At 52.2% G+C, this 17,761-nt stretch carries 10 protein-coding genes; 6 read left to right on the forward strand and 4 right to left on the reverse strand.

The window, feature by feature from the left end; translation table 11 throughout:
• Nucleotides 1–510: 510 nt before the first annotated feature.
• On the forward strand, nt 511–5,049 hold the full coding sequence (locus LOC67_RS02940) for a hypothetical protein (protein WP_230261015.1): 4,539 nt from the start codon (nt 511–513) through the stop codon (nt 5,047–5,049).
• Between the two features lie 321 nt (nt 5,050–5,370).
• Here LOC67_RS02940 and LOC67_RS02945 read toward each other — a convergent pair whose 3' ends face one another.
• The gene (locus LOC67_RS02945) at nt 5,371–5,517 is read right to left on the reverse strand and encodes a hypothetical protein (RefSeq protein ID WP_230261016.1); all 147 of its coding nucleotides are present in this window, start codon (nt 5,515–5,517) and stop codon (nt 5,371–5,373) included.
• Between the two features lie 25 nt (nt 5,518–5,542).
• On the opposite strand from LOC67_RS02945, the gene LOC67_RS02950 reads away from it, so the two are divergent.
• Entirely contained in the window at nt 5,543–6,244 is a 702-nt protein-coding gene (locus LOC67_RS02950) for a glycosyltransferase (RefSeq protein WP_230261017.1), read from the forward strand.
• A gap of 664 nt (nt 6,245–6,908) precedes the next feature.
• Here LOC67_RS02950 and LOC67_RS02955 read toward each other — a convergent pair.
• From LOC67_RS02955 to LOC67_RS02965, 3 genes are all read right to left on the reverse strand, one after another.
• Nucleotides 6,909–7,883 carry a S1 family peptidase gene (locus LOC67_RS02955; RefSeq protein ID WP_230261018.1) on the reverse strand — a complete coding sequence of 325 codons (975 nt, stop codon included), beginning with the start codon at nt 7,881–7,883 and terminating at the stop codon, nt 6,909–6,911.
• An 86-nt stretch (nt 7,884–7,969) separates the two neighbouring features.
• Nucleotides 7,970–8,620 (reverse strand): exosortase-associated EpsI family protein, encoded by a 651-nt coding sequence (locus LOC67_RS02960; protein ID WP_230261019.1) that lies wholly within the window; start codon nt 8,618–8,620, stop codon nt 7,970–7,972.
• The gene (locus LOC67_RS02965; RefSeq protein WP_230261020.1) at nt 8,617–12,018 is read right to left on the reverse strand and encodes an archaeosortase/exosortase family protein; all 3,402 of its coding nucleotides are present in this window, start codon (nt 12,016–12,018) and stop codon (nt 8,617–8,619) included. The genes LOC67_RS02960 and LOC67_RS02965 overlap by 4 nt, the downstream gene beginning before the upstream one ends.
• 932 nt (nt 12,019–12,950) lie before the next feature.
• Here LOC67_RS02965 and LOC67_RS02970 point away from each other — a divergent pair.
• The 4 genes from LOC67_RS02970 (at nt 12,951) to LOC67_RS02985 (ending at nt 17,731) form a co-directional block, all read left to right on the forward strand.
• On the forward strand, nt 12,951–14,003 hold the full coding sequence (locus LOC67_RS02970; RefSeq protein WP_230261021.1) for a polysaccharide biosynthesis/export family protein: 1,053 nt from the start codon (nt 12,951–12,953) through the stop codon (nt 14,001–14,003).
• 13 nt (nt 14,004–14,016) lie between these two features.
• Complete coding sequence (locus LOC67_RS02975; RefSeq protein ID WP_230261022.1) at nt 14,017–14,529, forward strand: hypothetical protein; 513 nt, start codon at nt 14,017–14,019, stop codon at nt 14,527–14,529.
• A 209-nt stretch (nt 14,530–14,738) separates the two neighbouring features.
• Complete coding sequence (locus LOC67_RS02980) at nt 14,739–16,151, forward strand: O-antigen ligase family protein (protein WP_230261023.1); 1,413 nt, start codon at nt 14,739–14,741, stop codon at nt 16,149–16,151.
• Between the two features lie 17 nt (nt 16,152–16,168).
• The gene (locus tag LOC67_RS02985) at nt 16,169–17,731 is read left to right on the forward strand and encodes an oligosaccharide flippase family protein (protein WP_230261024.1); all 1,563 of its coding nucleotides are present in this window, start codon (nt 16,169–16,171) and stop codon (nt 17,729–17,731) included.
• Nucleotides 17,732–17,761 lie beyond the last annotated feature (30 nt).

Genomic DNA, 17,761 nt, shown 5'->3' on the forward strand with positions numbered 1-17,761 from the left:
CGACGTGCCAACTTCTCCCAACGAAAAACTCTGTGTCCCCTGTTCCTCCGTGTTTCACCTGCTTTGAATGAGCAAAGTCTGGACTCAGGAGATTTTAAAACACAGAGTCACCGAGGACGCAGAGCTGGTCTCCGGTGAGCAGTCAGATGACGTCACGGTTTTGGCCATCAACCGCAAATGGCGTCCCAATCGCTCCCAACCAGAAACTCTGCGTTCTCCGTTCCTCGGCGTTTCATCTGCCCGGTCACTGCTGGCATCTGATCCAGTGGACTTCGCCTATTTGAACAGCGAATCGGTATGAATGAGCAAAGTCTGGACTTCGAGAGACTGTGAATCGCTGAGACGCCGAGGTCGAAACGACGGCACGTAAACGCGATGTCGAATCGACCCTCAGGAATTGAGTGATCATTTATAAACTTGCCTCATGCGAATCGTATTGCGCGTAAGCTATTAAGTGTGAAGGCAAGTGCTCGATTTAGTTCATGTCAAAGAAGTTAGGCGGTGTTTTGAATGTGGCGGCAGCAAACCTTATTTGGGCTGATCGGCTTTCTAATTACCTCGGTAAGTCTCTTTGATTGTACCGGTTTCGGGCAAGAACCTCAGTTTCAAGAGATCGCCCAACGGCGTCGTTCCGTTCTGCTCGCAAAAGACGGGGAGTGCAAGCTTCGCGATGGACACGTATTGTCAGGGCAAATCCGGGAGTCGTTAATCGAAGGCCGGTTTCTGGTATGGAACCGAAAAAGCAGTGGTGACGTCACGGATATGTTCGTTCCTCTGCAGGCGTTCAACGAAAGTGACCAAAATCTGATTCAAACGAAGCACTTTCAGAAACGGAACTATGTCCGTTACCAATATTTGCCGCCCTTGCTGTTTCACCCATCGTTAAAAGGTGTGAAGTATCCCAAGCCCTACGATCGGCTCGACGGTGCGGTCGCGATTGAAAATGGGAAGGTATTTTGTTGGGCGAGGGACAAGCTGTATCGTGTGGACGAATCTGCGATCCCAGCCGAATACTTAAAGGAATTGAAAATTGCTTTCAACGATTTCGGCAGCGGTCATTGGTTGAATATTAGTGATTGGCTACCTCGGGCCATTGCCGGCAAAGTCCTTGCCGAGACGCCAGACAGCTTTGTATTCGAATCGACTCCTGATAAGGGAATGAACAATCTATTCGACTTCCCCATTGGAACTCGATTTCGTCTACCAAAACGAACCATGGGCCAAATTTTAGAACGGGAGATGCGTGCCTGTTTAGGACGCTATGCCCGACTTGAAGAGTCCGTGAAAATTCCTGATGCGGAGCTAGGCCAACTTCCTGTGCTTTGTCGCGTGATGAAGAGTATTACAGCTCAATGGGGATTGTGTCAGTCACCGACTGCGTCGCGCCAGTCAAACATTCAAACGCATTCATCAGACCTAAAAGCATCGATCCCAATCCATCAATTATCCTGCGCCGACCATTTGGAATTCGAGTTGGCCGCAATCGATCGAGAAACGAGCTTGGGGCCTCTGGATCGAAACGACGCGGCATACATGGTCTTGGCTGATACGGCTTTCGAGCGAAGGCATTGGACGTTGATCGGTGGTCGTGCGACCATTTCAGCGCGGTTGGTCGGTGCCATCACGAATGGTTTCGCTTTTGACTTTTCCGGAGAGTACGTCTTCATCGAGGCATCACAGCTAAACCCAATTGACCGTCGGGTTGCACGAATCGCGACAAGTTCGAAGACGCTCGACTGGTTGGACCTAGAAAAGCTTGAGAGTCTGAGGACGAAACGAGTTTTGGCGAAATACTCCAGCATTGGAACGGTCGTGGAGTTGGGGCCGTCTTTTGAAGTCCATGGAGTGATCGACTCTCATAGCAATGCATTTAGTGCTGGCAAGCAGGAGCTGATCAACGGGATCCATTGGGAACACTTTTTAGTGACAGGAGATAATGATTCTCTTCGATCGCGACTCGAGGGGCTTGCAGATCAGGACCGTCGGTCTGCAGAGGCTAAGATCGCTTGGTATCGCGAAAATCTGAAACCGGCTCAGGAACTGGTTGCTGATCTTCCCGAGCTTAAAACATTGCCAGTCAAGCCTGTCGAACGAAGGTGGCGGTTCGGTAGCGACCGCACTGGTTTGATCGCCAAACTCGTCGGGCGATATGGAGATGATTGGGTATTCGAGAGTCAAGTGGACGATCAACCCGTAAATTTCTTAGTCGGGATGGAAGAACTGAGTGTTGAAGATGAGGCAATCGCAAACGCAGCGATCGGTCGATTTGAACAGAAGAACTGGGCCGAAGTCTTGCCAACCGCGGATAACGGTCAGTATTACCGGTTGTGGCTTGATCCTCGAAACAAAGGTCTGTTGTCTCCGATACCCGGTGTCGTCGTCGAGGTCTCTTCTCGTAGAGCCGAGTTTCTAAATGTGCAAGGGGCTTCGTTCACTGATTACGATGTTGGTCGTGAGAAAGGCATCGGAGAGGAAGTTCAACGCCGCTATCAATTGGCGATGGATCAGGGGAGAGTGCGTCTTGAGCAACGACTGTCAAAACTTCCCCTTTGGTCATTTCGGAATAGCGATCAAAACGTGCGCGCGAGACTTGTCGGGCAAAGCGGTGATGATGCGATCTTTGCGGATGATCAAGATCGTCGCTTCCTAGTCTCAACGGTCTGCCTAAACGATCCAGGACAGCGATCGGTATCCCAGGCCGATTCAATGGTGGCGGTTTCAGAAGCTGCCAAGTTGCCAAGATTGTTAATCGGAAGAGAGCGACTGTATGGGCCCGGTTTCATCGAGCGAGTTGGTCATCGAACCGATGGGTATCTGAAATTCAAACATGTGTTTTCGGTTTACACAGCCAATGCTGAAGGTCGAACGAAAAGTAATCGAAACGGGATGAGCGAGCTGCCGTTGTCAAGTTTGACGATGCGACAAAGCAAATTGATAATCGCTGAATCGATCCGCAGAGAATTGTCACTAGAAGACGACCGTTCCATCGACGAAGAACTCGCAAGCCCGATCGACCGGGCTGATGTCATCAGCAAGCTACCTGAATTGGATGTCGATATTCGTCAGAAAATTGAATCGTTCTTGTGGCCGGATGGGCGCGGCAAGATGCGGTCACTTGACACCGTTCGTTGGCAGCAATCGAAGTTGCAGGTTCCTGAAGACGCAATACTATTGGCCTGCAACCACGACGCCACGTTTGGTTTGATCAAGAACGTATCAAGCGAATTCCAGTGGTGTCAGTTTTCCAGCGGGAAAACGATCCCCGCACCTGCGGTTGATCTCGATGGGATTTCACATGGCCCCTGGGTGGATGGGAATCGTGCTCAGTTGTGGTATGTCAAAGATGGGCGACTGTTTATCAGTAACAAGGAAGGTGATCGAGAATATCAGGTCAACCAATCCCAGGCACCCATCATCGCCGCGGCGATTTCAGGCGATCACCAGACGATCTTCTTGTTTCATCAAGACACGATCTGTGTTCGCCTGAATCTGAAGTCTGGTCAGCAAACAACTTGGCGGTCGGGAACGCGGGAGTTTAAAACCGATGAAAAGATCAAGCTGGCCGCGTCGCAGAACGGAGATGGGATCGCTCTTTTTTACGGCAATGTGTTTCAAGGGCAGCGGTTCGATCAAAAGGAACAAGTCCCCAGTCAGGCAAACTTTCTACTGATGGAACCGAGCGAATCATCGCAGATCAAGGCTGGGAAGAGGTTTTCGGTGCTCTACACGTCAGATTCGAATCGAGCGAGTTTAATCTGGCATGAGCGTGGGGCCGCACCATTGACTGTATCCCTTCCCGTGATGCCGGATCGAATTGATATCGTCGATCTGGGATTTGGTGAAGTCTTACAAGTGATTGGCAATTCATCCGAGCCTGTCTACCGCAACGCTGGGTATCGGTTTGTCGCATGGATCCAGCCGCATAAAAGGACGTTTCTATATCGACCACAAGTAATCGAAGGCACACCCATTGAACGCCAGGGGGCACAGGCTGTTTGGGTAGCAGGCAAAAGTTCGATTGTGATCGAGCAAACAGATCATGGTTATGTTCGATCGAGACGCAACGAGGGTGCTGCCATATCGGTGGATCTGTATTTAAGTTCGCTGGCAAGAGAACTCGTCGACCAAATGGATATCGGGCAAATCGCTGCCACAGTGTCGTTCTTGGACCATCCCGATTGCCGTGCCCAAGGCGAATATTCGGGAGACTTGGTGAACCAATTCTTTGATAAGGTGACAGCCAACGTGTTGGACTTTCGGCCACATCTTGGCGGTGACCATGTTCAGCGATCACTCCGAGTTGCCGCGCGTTTTGCAGATCGGTTTCCATCCTCCGATATTGCAAAGTGCATTCTAGCGAACGTGTACGATTCCTACGCGTGGGATGCACGTGGGACTGGTTTTGCCGGCAGCGTGTCAGAGCATCAGTGGACTGTTTTTCGCAAATATGTCGCTAAGGCGGAGGGGATTTGCGCGCCGTTGCTGAATAGACCTCAGCCGAATTCACAAGTGTTTCGGATGGCGTTGGAATTGGCTCGGACAAACGGAAAGCCCCTTGAAGAAATCGTTCAATTGGCGAGTCGAATACGTCAAAGTCCTTACCGGGCCGACGCATCGTTGCACCACTTGGTTGCCGTTTATTTGATGCCCCGTTGGAATGGCGCACCGGGAATGCTCGAAAGCTATATGGAAAAGGTCGCTCAGACGATTGGAGGCGAGGAGGGGGACGCGGTTTATGCAACCGTTGCACAGGAGTTGAGTTCAATGGGCGGTCCGAATGGACCCGCATCGTTGGGCTTCAATTGGGATCTAGAACGTTTGAAATCGGGAACGCGTGCCAGCATCCGATCTCGACAAAATTTGGACGTCCTCAGTCATACCCTGGTTGTCTTAGCAAACCGTGGTGACATCAATTCACTCATCGAACTGACTCGACTTGGAGCCGAGCGTGCGATGTTGGCTCCCAGTGTATCGTCGTCGACGTTGACTGGATCGGCGCAGGCAATTCCTTCAGGCGGGCAAGGCTCAAACACATCCGACGGGATTTAGATTGCGGGCCCTTTTTGGCTATTGAAGAGTGGGCAAAGCGTGGCGGGATTTTAAACATAGAGTCACCGAGAACACGGAGTCGGTCGCCAACCACCAGTCAGATGAAGTCCCAACCGCTGCTAACCGAAATCTCTGTGTACTCCGTTCCTCTGTGTTTTATTTGCCCGGTCACCTGACTAGGCAAGGACGCAAGAGCCTTTGCTGCTATTCAAGGCGGAGCCAAGGGTAACAGGATTTTAAAATGCAGAGACGCCGAGGACGCAGAGATCACGCTTGAAGTTTAAATTTGCGTGGTGGCTCCGCTGGCTCTGGATCGTTGGGCTAAGGCTGGCTGCCTGTGACTTGATTTCGGTGGATCAGCTTGCCAGACTGAATGACTCTCCGAGGGGCTGCGTTTCGGCCCGGCGTCTTGTGTTCTTCCGCTCGTAGCGACAAGGAAACGTCTTTGGCAACCAGACTGTCTTTCATCGTTCCCGCTTGCAACGAAGCGGCAATGATCGCATCGACGATTTTGGCGATCCGTCAATCGGCAGCTGGGTTGCTTGGTGTTGACGACTACGAGGTCATCGTTGTCGACGACAATTCAAGAGACGCCACCTTGTCCATCGCAGAGGCACACGGTGCTGTGACGGTAAAATCTGGCGGCGGTGACATTGGTGCTGCACGCAATCGAGGTTTCTCGGTTTCGAACGGTCAACGATTGATCTTTGTTGATGCCGACACTGTGGTCGATCCGCAGCTACTGAAGGAAACACTGACCGCTTGGGACCAAGGCGCCAAATGGGGATCGGCACTGGTCGCGCCCTCTGACGAGTGCCCTCGATGGGCGTCTTTCCTTGGCATCTTTTACAACTTCTATTACGCACGGTGGTGTAGGTGCGCTTACGGGTGCTACTTTTTCGTCAGACGCGACGCATTCGAAGGTGCCGGCGGCTTTCCCGAGGGCCTTTGCGAAGGCGAAGATATGGCGCTCAGCAAGCGATTGACTGTCTTGTATGGTCGTTCGCAATTGCTGCGAAATCGGATCCATAGTTCGGCACGTAAAGCACGTGAGTTTGGGTTTTGGTACCACATGCGGCTGCTGTGGATTGGAATGTTTCCTGGGAAGTCGAATACACCACACCCTGATGTTGTGACTTATCGGGATGGTGGTCGACGGCTCACACGCAGCCAGGACGGTTCAGCCAATTCATGAGCCTCGCCGTAGTGGATCTTGTTAAAGATCCAGAATTCGAAGCGGAGGGATTTTTAACAAAATCCACTACGGAGGAAGTAGAGACTCGAATTGGGTGAACGAAGTCCGGTGCTCGAACAGGAAGTAGCTAAGCGATTCTAAGATCGACGGGCGGTCGCAGTTCTGAACATTGACGTCGGATAAGGATTGCCTCGAAGAATGGTCAAGAGCCTTTTCTGCTATTAAAGAGAGAGCGAAGACTGGCGGGGTTTTGAAACACAGAGTCACCGAGAACACGGAGCCAGTTGCAAATGACCGTTCAGATGACGTCTCAATCACTCCCAACCAAAACTCTGTGTACTCTGTTTCTCTGTGGTTCACTTGTCCGGTCGCTTCGAGTATCCGATCTAATGGATCGTCTTGTCATGTGAACAAGAGACATTCTGTCGAAGCGGTTTGGGGAGTCGAAGTCTGGGCTCAGGTAGATTGTAAAATGCAGAGACGCCGAGTACGCAGAGATCGAGCAATGCCCTAAATAACTGGCCCCGTTCGATGTATGGCTCTCGCTCGCATACCAGAGGTAAATCGAATTTGAAAAAACGATCGTCAAGTCATCAAATGCGGATTCGTTTCGATCGTCAGGGCCTGACGTTAGCTTCATCGCTGAAATCGTTCGACTATCAACTTAAGCGGGCAATTCCAGATTGCCTGAGGAGATGTTTGTAAGTCGTCTCAGATTGGGCCGTCTGATCACGGCCAGTCCCATGGCGAAGAATGACCAGATCATCCATGAGGTCAGTTCAGGTGCCACTGGGTCGGGGCCAGCGATATTGGAAGTGATCCAGCTTGCATAAGAAGACACTTTGATCGAGCCGGCGATATCGCCATAATCAGCGTCCAAGTTTCCATCGACCGCTGCGATGAACGAGTGGACTCCGGTGAGTACTTCGCCGCTGCCAAAGTTGGCAAAGACCGCGCCACCACTGTCCCCGCCGGCAATCAGATACTCCAAGTCCAACTGTGTCGACGTTCCGGACCAGTTGTCTCCGCCGCTGCCGCTGTCAAAGTCTTCGAAGATGATGTCGCTGCTGTATCCGGAGACCAAACTGCCGTCCAGGTCGATCACGTTGTTTCCCGCGCGTTTGGTGCCTGCGGGTGCGGTGATCCCGGTGACGCCGTTTCCGGTCACCCCATAGCCGACGTGTGTCACTGTTTGTCCGACTTCGCTGGTGTTGGTATTCAGGGTCGCCGGAGTGATGGTTGTTTCATTGGTCGCAAGTCGTAGCAATGCGATGTCGGTACCCGTTGTCAGGTCACCGGACCAACCGGGATGCAAGATGATTTCAGCACCGACGTGGACGCCACCGCCACTGTCGGTCAAATCGAACGTCCAATCACTTGGGTTAAACCCGACGGCATCCAGGCAGTGACCTGCCGTCAAGATCCAGTTTTCCTTGATCAAGGTTGCCGAGCAAATATGCGTTCCCCAGGTTAGCGAACCGACAGCGGGATAGCTTGTCGCCAAGCTGGTGTAGCTGGCGTCGGCACGGTCATGGCGAATCGTTCCGGCAAAAACGCGTTGCTGCTGCGTACAAGTCGAAATGAGAAGAATACCGCTCGCGGTCAACGCCCACTTGCGACCGTGTTGAAGCAAATTCATTTCGTGGTTTGCGATTGGATTTCCGTAGGTTCGCATTGGGGATCCTGAATCGATCTAGACTCGGGGTGGTTGGTCAGGGTTTTGTGCTAAGGATTCGCCGGCTGAAGTGCAGCGATTCTTGTTGTTGGCAAAGTTGAGTTAGTGACTTCGCCAATAAAACTTTCGATGATTTGTCGAGCGTTGCCGGAGTGGCCACGCGGATGACGAACACTGACCATTAAGCGTCTTAGATTCGCATGGCCTGCAAGTTGGATTCGCGGGTAGCGTGGCGAACACCAATGGCTGCCGTCATGCCAGCTGTAGGCAAGAGTGACTGATGGTTGTTCGATATCGCGTGAAACCAGTGTTTGAAATCGGAATTCGTGTTCAGAGTTGGGGACGATCCAGCTAGCTGCTTTGCCGATCGATGCAAATTCATGTCTCGCGTAGCAAGTTTCCGGAAGGTGGCTGGCAAGCGGACCGGCAGGGCCTGCGATGAACGTCACGACCACCGTCTGATCATTTGTTTTGTTTTTGAAGGATTGCCGCCAATAGTTAGTAGCGTGAAGCACTTCCAATTCACTCTCAGGCAATTCTTCATTGCCAACCATCGTCCAGGCACCTAGCTGGACCGGTAGTGCAAATGTCTGGTCGTCCGAAAAGCCTCGCGATATCGACCGGATGGACATCCCACAGCTGATCAATGCGATCATGCAGCCAACGATGACCGCATGCAGGTTCGTGATAGGGGTTTTCATCCGGCATCTCCGTTGTCCAGTTGGTTCACGGTCAATTGCTGCGTCGATGCAAAGTTCGCTTCTAACCGTTTCCAAGCGACTTGCTCACTGCGGTTTAGATCTTGCGGATTTACGAGATCACGACGCGCGATTTCAAAATGCTTTGCCGCTTCGGGGCGATTCCCAAGATTGAAATGGGCGGTCGCAAGGTGAAAGTGTGCTACGCCGGCGTTGGGTTTCAGTCCCAGGATTGCTCGTTCGAGCCAATCGATCGCATCCTGTGATCGATCCGCCTGGATCAGAATCCAGCCCTTCGTATCGAAGAATTCTGCAACCGGACCGGCGGTCTGAATCGCACGATCAATAATCTGCAAGGCCCGGTCGAAGCTCTTGTGCTGGTCAGCCAGCATCATGGCAAGGTTGTTGCCGATGATCACATTCTCCGGGAACGCCGTTGATGCTTTGTCGAGAACCGAAAGGGCTGACGGTTGGTCGTGGCAGTGCGAATACCAGTCCGCCGCTGCCAACATCAGTCGTTCATCGGTTTGGCCTTCCGAAAGCCCGCTGCGAATGATGTTGTCAAGTTTGGTGAATGTATCCGGTTCTACCTCAACAATAGTTGTGCCTACCATCGCCGCGGTATGAGCACGCCGAACCGCTGTGGTTGACCAATCAGGGTCAATGACGAGATCAATGGCTTCGGCAAGTCGTCCGTTCCGGGCAAGTGCGATCGCGAGTGCCGCGTTGTCGGCTGTTGGGCCGGTGGCAAAAGCTTGGTAGTGCTTAATCGCGGCATCGTTTAGACCGACCAGTTCACACGCTTGAGCCATGATGCGGTCGGAGATTGCGTTTCCGGAAGGATTCGTCTGAGACCGGCGGTTGACTTCATCGATCGCGCGCCGAAGACCAGCCTTCGACTTTAGAAGGCCGATGTATTCCAACCAAACGTGGTTGTCGTATCCAAGTTCTGCGAACGCACTTCGGTAGCAACTTTCGGCAGAGGAGTAATTCCCATCCGAACGCCAAGCTCTTGCTGCTGCGGTCCACTGATCACCCGAAGGTTGAAGCTCTGTCGCACGACGTTCAAACAGTTCTGCCGCTTCGCGAAATCGGCCCAAGCGGACGAGGCTTTGTGCTTCGATGGTTTCCGCGATCGCACGATGTTCGGCAGAGCTACTATTTGTGCGATCATAGATTTTGATGAGCGACTGGCACTGCCGCGAGGTTTGCAGAGCTTGCTGGAAATCTTGGTGGTGAATCGCAACCTGTGAAGCAGCCAACATTAATCGAATCCGCATGTGTCGGTCGATCGAGTCAAAAGCGTTCGTTTCGCTTTCGTTGATTTGCCGAAGCAGATGGTCACATTCTTCAAATCGAGATGACTTGACGAGCGATTCAAGAAGTTTGATTGCGAGATAAGGATTGTGATCGTCGGCGAGACGCCAAGCCCTAAGGTAGGCCGCGGAGCTTTTCTTCCAGTCGCCCCGATCACCAAGGATTTCACCAAGCATCTCGAACGACTCGAATCGGTTGGGAAGGACTTCGGTTGCCTTGCGCAGTGTTGTCTCGGCTTGTTCAAGACGCTGTTGTTGGATGAGTTCTTCCGCCGAAGCCAAAAGGACTTGAAATGCGATTTCACTTGGGCATTCGCTATCGATCGTCAGTGAAGTTAGGTCCATCGCTGACGAAGGGATGTTCGTTTTTTTAGCGAATTGCCAACTGACGAAAGACGAACGAGTTGAATGAAGACGATTTGCCGCTATCGGTACGAGCGGTTGCAAATTAGCGAGTAAGGTTTGATCAACCGCTTCGGGGTGGTCGCAATAGTAGGATGCGATTTCAAGGACTAGCTGATCACGCCAATCGGAACCGTCGCCCAATCCGGCCAGCGTCTGGGCGAACTTGTCAGGTGCGATCGCTGGGTGGTAGAGCGATTGATTTCGTGTTTTTAGAAACGATTCCAAACAGAGGCGAAGTGATGGCGGATTGCGGTTGTCGATTCGATAAAGTCTTTGAGCCGAACGCATCGCCGATTTTTTTACGCCCAGGTCCAGCGCCAAGTTCAGGTGGGCTCGTAGTGCTTCGAGGTGGAAGGGTGTCGTTTTCAGAACCGTTTCAAGTTGCGAAAGCACCTGCATCCGTTCGTCCGACGTTTGAGCGGAACTTAGCATCGCGAGCGACATGCGAAACTGCGCTTCATGATTGTCAGGCTGAAGACGCAATAGAGTTCGATAGGTTCCAATGGCTTTCGTCCATTCCTGTTTCGACTCCTGATGAATCGCAGTCGTGATCGATCGCTGTAAGAATCGATTGTTCAGCCTTCGGTAGTTAGCGTTTGCGAAAGCAATGACCAACAGCGATGCGATCGGTAAACCGATCAAGCGGAATGCCGGACGCCAGTTTTCACTCCAGTTCAGACGTTGTATTAGCGAACTCTCCGTTTGGCGAGCGTTGAAATAGTTGGCCGGGTGCTTAAACGCTGATGCGACAGTGGCGATCCAAGACCGAAACACCAGAAACAATATGGCCGAAAGTGGTAGTGTCAGCCAATCGCCAGCATCATGAGCGATCGCGGTCCAATACGTTGATTGGAATTGATCCATTACCCATGCCAGAAGTGCGATTCGACATGCGTTGGCAAGGATCGCGGCCGTGACTGCGGGAAGCAGCAGCGTGGACAGGCCCTTGAGGACGGTTCCTAGTGACCGCTTAAACTTTGATTTCATTCCATGATGGTCATCCGAGCTCCATCCGCTGTGGATCGCCATCAGGTAGGCGACCGCGGCTATGGCGATCGTCATTCTCAGTCCACTACACGCTTTTGTGATCGCAACATCGCCACTGGTCAACGTCAGCGTGTATCCGTTGGTCGAAGCGAAAATCGACAACATGCCGAGGATGTAGCAGCTGCACCAAGAAGAGGCAAACTGCAGCCAAGTATTGAGGACCGTTTCGATTTGAAACGGAAGTGGGATCATGAAGACCAAGAAGCCGATCCCCGGCAAACTCCAAATCAAGATACCTCGCCCGGCGAAAAAGCCGATCATCGCCACAACGCATAGGGGAATGGTCCAGTGTTGCAGCGCCGGAAGGTAGACATAGTCTCCGACCCAGAGCAGCACATGTGTGAGAGTCAGAACGATGCCGGCGAGAATTGAAGGCGATTCGACCGGTGGCATCACTGCACGTCGTTTCCAAAGAATCCACAACGCTATGGGGACCACAATGGGGCCATGTGAATAGGTGTCGTCAAGCTGCCAACGGCTTACCAGGTCCACGATCGCGTGACGATAGGCGAGGCAAGTCAGTACTGCGCAACTGGCAATCAGCCACCAACCGTTCGGCGATACTGTTTCGCGTTCGGGATGTAATTGACGGTTTTCAGAACGCGTCGGAACGGATACTTCGGCAGTTCGCACGTGAAAGCTTTGAAAGACGCGAATGGAGCATTTGCAAGGTCCATTCCCTCATCGGCGACCGGAAGTAACAGTTGCCATCATATCGACTTCGCACCTTAGATCGCGACGATTCGCTAGAGCTGTCGTTTGTGGTGGGTTTGGAAAACGAAGATCGCATCGCCTAAATGCTTCAAAGGGTGAGGGAGTTCCCTCATCCGTTGTTATCAAAACGGATCGTCTTACGGACCGTGAAACACGATCGATGTGCAAAAACACGGTGGTTTAGGGACCTCCGACGGCAATGTTTCGCCGCAACGTTGCTCGTATAGCTTCACTCGCTTTCTTCAAATGTCGCTTTTCACCCTCGTCTCAGAATCGATATACGGGTTGTGTCCTCAACTAGAGCTTTGACCAGACCGACTGTGAAACAGATCACTATGAAACATCAATTCACAACACGCCAAAGAGCGATATGCGTCATCATCATGGGGCTAGCAACGCTCGTGCACTTTGAATTGGCTTCAGCACAAATGCCACGTCGCTCAGTCGGTCAGTCGAATCAATTTCGCAGCTCGCCTTATCAGCAACGCATCTCCCCGTACTTGGATCTACTACGTGCCGACGATAGTGCGCTAAGTCCCTATCACTCGTTTGTTCAACCGCGCCAACAGATGCGTCAAAGTTTGCTTTTTCAAGCGGCGCAGATTCATCGGCTAGGCCAAGCGGCACCTACCGGTTGGTCGAATCCATCTGGACAAGGGCGTCTACCCACGGGGCACGGGGCGACGTTCAACAATCATATGCACTATTACAGGTTTCCAACCAACAGTTCGCGTTAACTCGCTATGCCGACGAAGCACGCCTATTTAGACAACTTGAAACGACTTGTTACACCACAGATTTAAGTGAATCGTTTAGCTCCACCCCTTCGCTACTTACGGATGTTGCTGCTGATGGCATGCGCATTGGGTAGCGTCGGGTGCCAACTGGTCCGGCATGACCAGAAACCATCCTTGACGTTGTTTGCTCCGAATAAAGATGCCAACTGTGACATCCTGTTTGCCGAACAAGTATTGCCCCGCGAATTGGATAAGGTGGTTACACCGATGTATCGCATCGAGCCACCGGACATTCTATCGATTGATGTGCAGCAGCACGTTGCACCTGAGCGGCATTCGCTGCAACCCGGGGACGTTGTTTCACTGAACGTTTCGGGGACCTTTCCCGAGGAACCGATTCGTGGCGAATACCAGGTCGAACTTGGCGGCGCAATCTCGTTGGGGTTCAGCTACGGATCGGTTGAAGTTGTTGGGCAAAGTGTTGATCAAGCGATCGCTTTGATCGAGATGCATCTAAAGCAACAGCTTCGCGAACCGATCGTTTCGTTGACGCTGCTTGGAGTTTCCGGGACACAGCGGATCACCGGCGATCACCTCGTCGGACCAGACGGTTCGGTGACATTAGGCCAGTACGGATCCGTTCGCTTGGCCGGTATGACGCTTGAGGAAGCCAGGATTGCGATCGCCGAAAAACTGTCTGAGGAATTTGTCGATCCGAAAGTGTCCGTATCCGTTTATGCGTACAACAGTAAAGCGATCTACATCATTACCCAAGGCGGTGGGCTGGGTGACAACCTGGTACGACTTCCATTCACCGGGAATGAGACGGTGATCGACGCGCTAAGCCAGATCAATGGTCTGAGCTACGTATCCTCCAGTCGGATGTGGGTGGCGCGACCGAATCGGGATCCAGGAAGCGACCTACTGCTTCCGGTCGACTGGGAAGGTATTACACAACGAGCAGACGTCAGCACGAATTATCAACTTTTGCCAGGTGACAGAGTTTTTGTTGCTCACAGCAAACTGGTCGCGTTTGATTCCGCCATTGCAAAGCTAACGTCCCCGTTGGAACGGGTGCTCGGCTTTACATTGCTAGGCACCGGGACGGCGTCTCGGTTGTCTGGGAAAGTGCTTGAAAAAACGAACGGCGCGGGGTTTAGCCGTTAGGGCACTCACTGATATGCATCATCGAAAAAAACAACTTGATTCGCTCTCTTGCAGCATCTTGGCGGCATGCTGTTTGTTCTTGTGCGGTGGGTGTCAACTGCCTGGGATATCGGGTCTGGGCAGGGCATCGTGTTCAGACGGTGTCTCTTGTGATGCCGTCGCGATCAATGCCGGTTTCCAACAGACGAACTGGACGGTCCTTGATCCGTGCGACGAACCGATGATGTCGATCGAGTACGGGGTGTCAGACGAGATCATCTACGAACCGGTCGAACAGGAAACGGTTCCGATCGTTCAGCAAACCTCGTACCTGATGTCCGATGAGGTCAGCGAGTATCACGAGTTCATGGTTTGGGACACATCCACCGTTGGCGATGTTCAACCGAGTGGGGCGATCGAAAGTCATCCGAGCAAAGCGAAGTCAAGCCGTCGGCGGTATATGCGTCCTAAACCAGAGCTGCAATACGAAGAAAACGAAGGACTGCTATTTCGGGGAAAAGTTTTGCAACCGGTCAAGATCGACTAGCAACCTGTTGATGTTCCATTGTCGTCTTTCATTGAGTGAAAGTAGCGTTCTTTGCCGCTGGCTTTGCGGAGTAGAAGGCGACTTTGGAAGAGTGCAAACCTGAGTGTTATCAGGTCGTTAGCGGATTCGGGGCAGCTTCGAGTTGTCTCGTTGTAAACACAATTTTTTCAATCAGATAACGGATTCATGCCAACGAAGTGACGGATCACATGGCAACAGCAATCTACCCCCACGCCAATAAACCTGTTGTTCGGAGGCACGATCTTGATATCGTGGACCGACATGGGTTGGGGTTTGCGCTGCTGCTAGCGACAACGGCTACTTTGTTCGTCAGACCGGCGGACCTTGTTCCGGCATTCAAAGATTGGCCGATTTACCAAGTCTTGATCTTGGGGTGTGCTGCACTGTCAGTCAGAGCCTGTAGTCGGCAACTTAGCAACGTCAGTCTGGTCAATCGTCCTGATACGGTATCGCTACTTGTTCTGTTGGTTGCTGTCGGAGTTTCTCATTTGGCCCACGGTTTCATTTGGGCTGCGAGGGCTTCAATGTTTGAAGCCGGAAAACTGATCGTTCTCTACGTGCTGATTTCCGCTCTGGTCAACACACCTCGACGTTTAGCTTTCTTTATCAAGTGGTTGGCAATCGCGATCTCCTTCATGGCGACACTCGCGCTGCTCGATAACTTTTCCATCCTATCGATTGCGGCGTTCGAAGCGATCGAAGACCGAGGGATCATTAACGATGGGGCAACCGGACCCGTCGAGCGAATTCGTGGGACTGGGATCTTTCAAGACCCCAATGACTTTGGGCTGATCCTAGTCACCGGACTGGCGCTCTGTTCGTCGTTCTTGACCAAGCCAGGCTTAGGAATTCTACGATATCTGTGGCTAGTACCTATCGGAGTTCTTATCTCGGCACTTGCGCTGACGCACTCACGCGGTGCGTTGTTGTCATTGCTGTGTGCGATATCGATGGCGTTGTGCTATTTCCATGGCAAGAAAGCTATTTTCTTGATCGCTCCAATCGTTCCCATCATGGCGTTGGTGTTTTCACACCGCATGGCTGACTACAACGCGATCAACCATGGAACCGGTCAGGAACGGATTCAGATTTGGTCAGACAGTTTGAACGTCTGGCGGCAGTACCCGTTGTTCGGATTAGGGGAAGGTCTGATCGTCGATGAAATTGGCATCGTGACGCATAACTCGTTCTTGCATTGCTATGCGGAACTGGGATTCTTTGGCGGGACTGCTTTCTTGGCGTGCTTCTTGGTCGTCGGGCTAAACCTTTGGTCAGGAAGGCGAATCGAATCGCAAAGCAACAAGGTTTCCGCCGAAGCATCGCGGGAAGTAAAAGAGCATCGCCGAATTTGTGGATTTGTATTCGCGGCGTTGATGGGATGTACCGCATCAATGCTCACGATTTCTCGGCAGTTTGTAGCGCCCACCTATTTGATCTTGGGGTTGGCATCAGCCGCAAATACGTTGCCGCTGGAATCCGCTTTGTTGGATCGCGCACGCCATCTAAAACTCAATAACCGTTTTGTGGTGTTGTCAACGATCACCAGCATCGGTGCGTTGTTGACGTTTTATGTCGTTGTTCGTTTGTTTGTACGGTGGTAGGCAATCGAGACATCGGCATGAGTAACTTTCGGGTCCTTTCACGAAACGTCGCGAGTCATTCGATGGCATTTGCCATCGGAGTCTTGATCACGTTTTTCCTGACGCCCTATGTGCTCCATCAAATTGGTGATGAGCGATACGGTGCGTGGGCAATCATCTTGAGTCTGACTGGTTACTACGGTTTGCTTGATCTGGGGCTGCGTGCAGGGATTACCCAGTATGTAACGCGACACTATTGCAAAGGCGATATTGGGCGGATGAACCAGGCCGCCAGCAGTGGTTTGGTGCTTCACCTCGGATGCGCAGTTGTGATTCTTTTGGTCACGTTCGTCAGCGCATCGGTCGCACCAGCATTGGGGATTTTTACGCCGGATGTAAAGTCGGATGCCCGCTGGTGTATCTTGATTTTGGGCACATCCACAGCGGTTCAACTGGTGTTGTTCCCGTTCTCGGTTGTGCTAACGGCTCAGCAGAGATTCGATCTGACCACTGCGGTGAGCGTTACTTGCCGTGTGCTGTCAGCCATTGTGACGTACGTGATGTTGCGGTTGGGATGGGGATTAATTGGGCTTTGCATTGCCAACGCGGCCAGCGCGGCGATTGAGTACAGCATCCGAGTTTGGATCGCATTCCGTGTCATGCCGGACCAGCGGATCTCTTTGACGCGAGCAACGCGAGAAGGCTTTCGTGAATGCCTCGGTTTTGGCATTTGGAGTTCGGTATTGGCGGTCATGCACTTAGTGTTGAACTTTTCCGACGCGCTTGTGATTGGATTCTTGATGCCGCTTTCGGCGATCGCCTTTTTCGCATTGGCAAACAATTTGACGAAGTACTTCGGCAGCATTTTTGTCACGATCAGCCAAGTGTTTTATCCGGCGGCGACGGATCTCGATGCGAACGACAACTTGTATGGTCTGAGAAAGCTTTACCTAACTGGGACACGCCTCGTATGGTTGTTTGGTATTAGCGGTGCCGCAATCGCTGGGCTTTGGGCGGATGACTTTTTTCGCCTATGGGTTGGCGACAAATACGTTAATCCGGACAAGTTTCATGCCGTCCCATTGTTGTTTCGCGTGTTGCTTGCTGGGGCCATTTTTGGTGCCGCAGCAGGGATCGGTTCAAAAGTGTTGTTAGGACGGCGTCGCGTTCGGACTTTGACAGGTTTGTTTGCGCTGGAAGGCATTTTGAATCTTACGATCAGTTTTGGGCTGATTCCATTTTACGGCTTATTGGGAGCTGCCATCGGAACGACGGTTCCGGCAGTGCTATGCCGTGGGGTGGTGCATCCCTGGCTTGTCTGTTCGGGATTGGGGATACGGTTGCGAGAGTATTTCAAAGAGGTCGTTCAGCCTGTTGTGTTCGTCGCGGTCTTGGTGTTTCCAATGGCAGCCGTTTTGCATCGCCTGACTCCACAGCAATCTTGGTTGCAACTCACAGGGGAGGGATTCCTTGCCGGAGCGATCGCATGCGTATTGATCAGTGTGGTGGGGCTGAGTGAATCAGATCGCCAGAAATATCTTTTCCCCACGCTGCGACGACTCGCAAGGTTCCCAGAACCAACCACAGCTAAACAGTCCTAGATTTCTTTCCCGCACCATACATTCCATCCA

This window comes from Stieleria sp. JC731 (genome assembly GCF_020966635.1).
Taxonomy (GTDB): Bacteria; Planctomycetota; Planctomycetia; order Pirellulales; family Pirellulaceae; genus Stieleria.

Excerpts from the sequence above, each read along its gene's own strand:
- LOC67_RS02940 (WP_230261015.1), top strand. The coding sequence starts at position 511 with ATGTGGCGGCAGCAAACCTTATTTGGGCTGATCGGCTTTCTAATTACC.
- LOC67_RS02945 (WP_230261016.1), bottom strand. The coding sequence starts at position 5,517 with ATGAAAGACAGTCTGGTTGCCAAAGACGTTTCCTTGTCGCTACGAGCG.
- LOC67_RS02975 (WP_230261022.1), top strand. The coding sequence starts at position 14,017 with ATGCATCATCGAAAAAAACAACTTGATTCGCTCTCTTGCAGCATCTTG.
- LOC67_RS02970 (WP_230261021.1), top strand. The coding sequence starts at position 12,951 with ATGGCATGCGCATTGGGTAGCGTCGGGTGCCAACTGGTCCGGCATGAC.
- LOC67_RS02960 (WP_230261019.1), bottom strand. The coding sequence starts at position 8,620 with ATGAAAACCCCTATCACGAACCTGCATGCGGTCATCGTTGGCTGCATG.
- LOC67_RS02985 (WP_230261024.1), top strand. The coding sequence starts at position 16,169 with ATGAGTAACTTTCGGGTCCTTTCACGAAACGTCGCGAGTCATTCGATG.
- LOC67_RS02955 (WP_230261018.1), bottom strand. The coding sequence starts at position 7,883 with ATGAATTTGCTTCAACACGGTCGCAAGTGGGCGTTGACCGCGAGCGGT.
- LOC67_RS02980 (WP_230261023.1), top strand. The coding sequence starts at position 14,739 with ATGGCAACAGCAATCTACCCCCACGCCAATAAACCTGTTGTTCGGAGG.
- LOC67_RS02950 (WP_230261017.1), top strand. The coding sequence starts at position 5,543 with ATGATCGCATCGACGATTTTGGCGATCCGTCAATCGGCAGCTGGGTTG.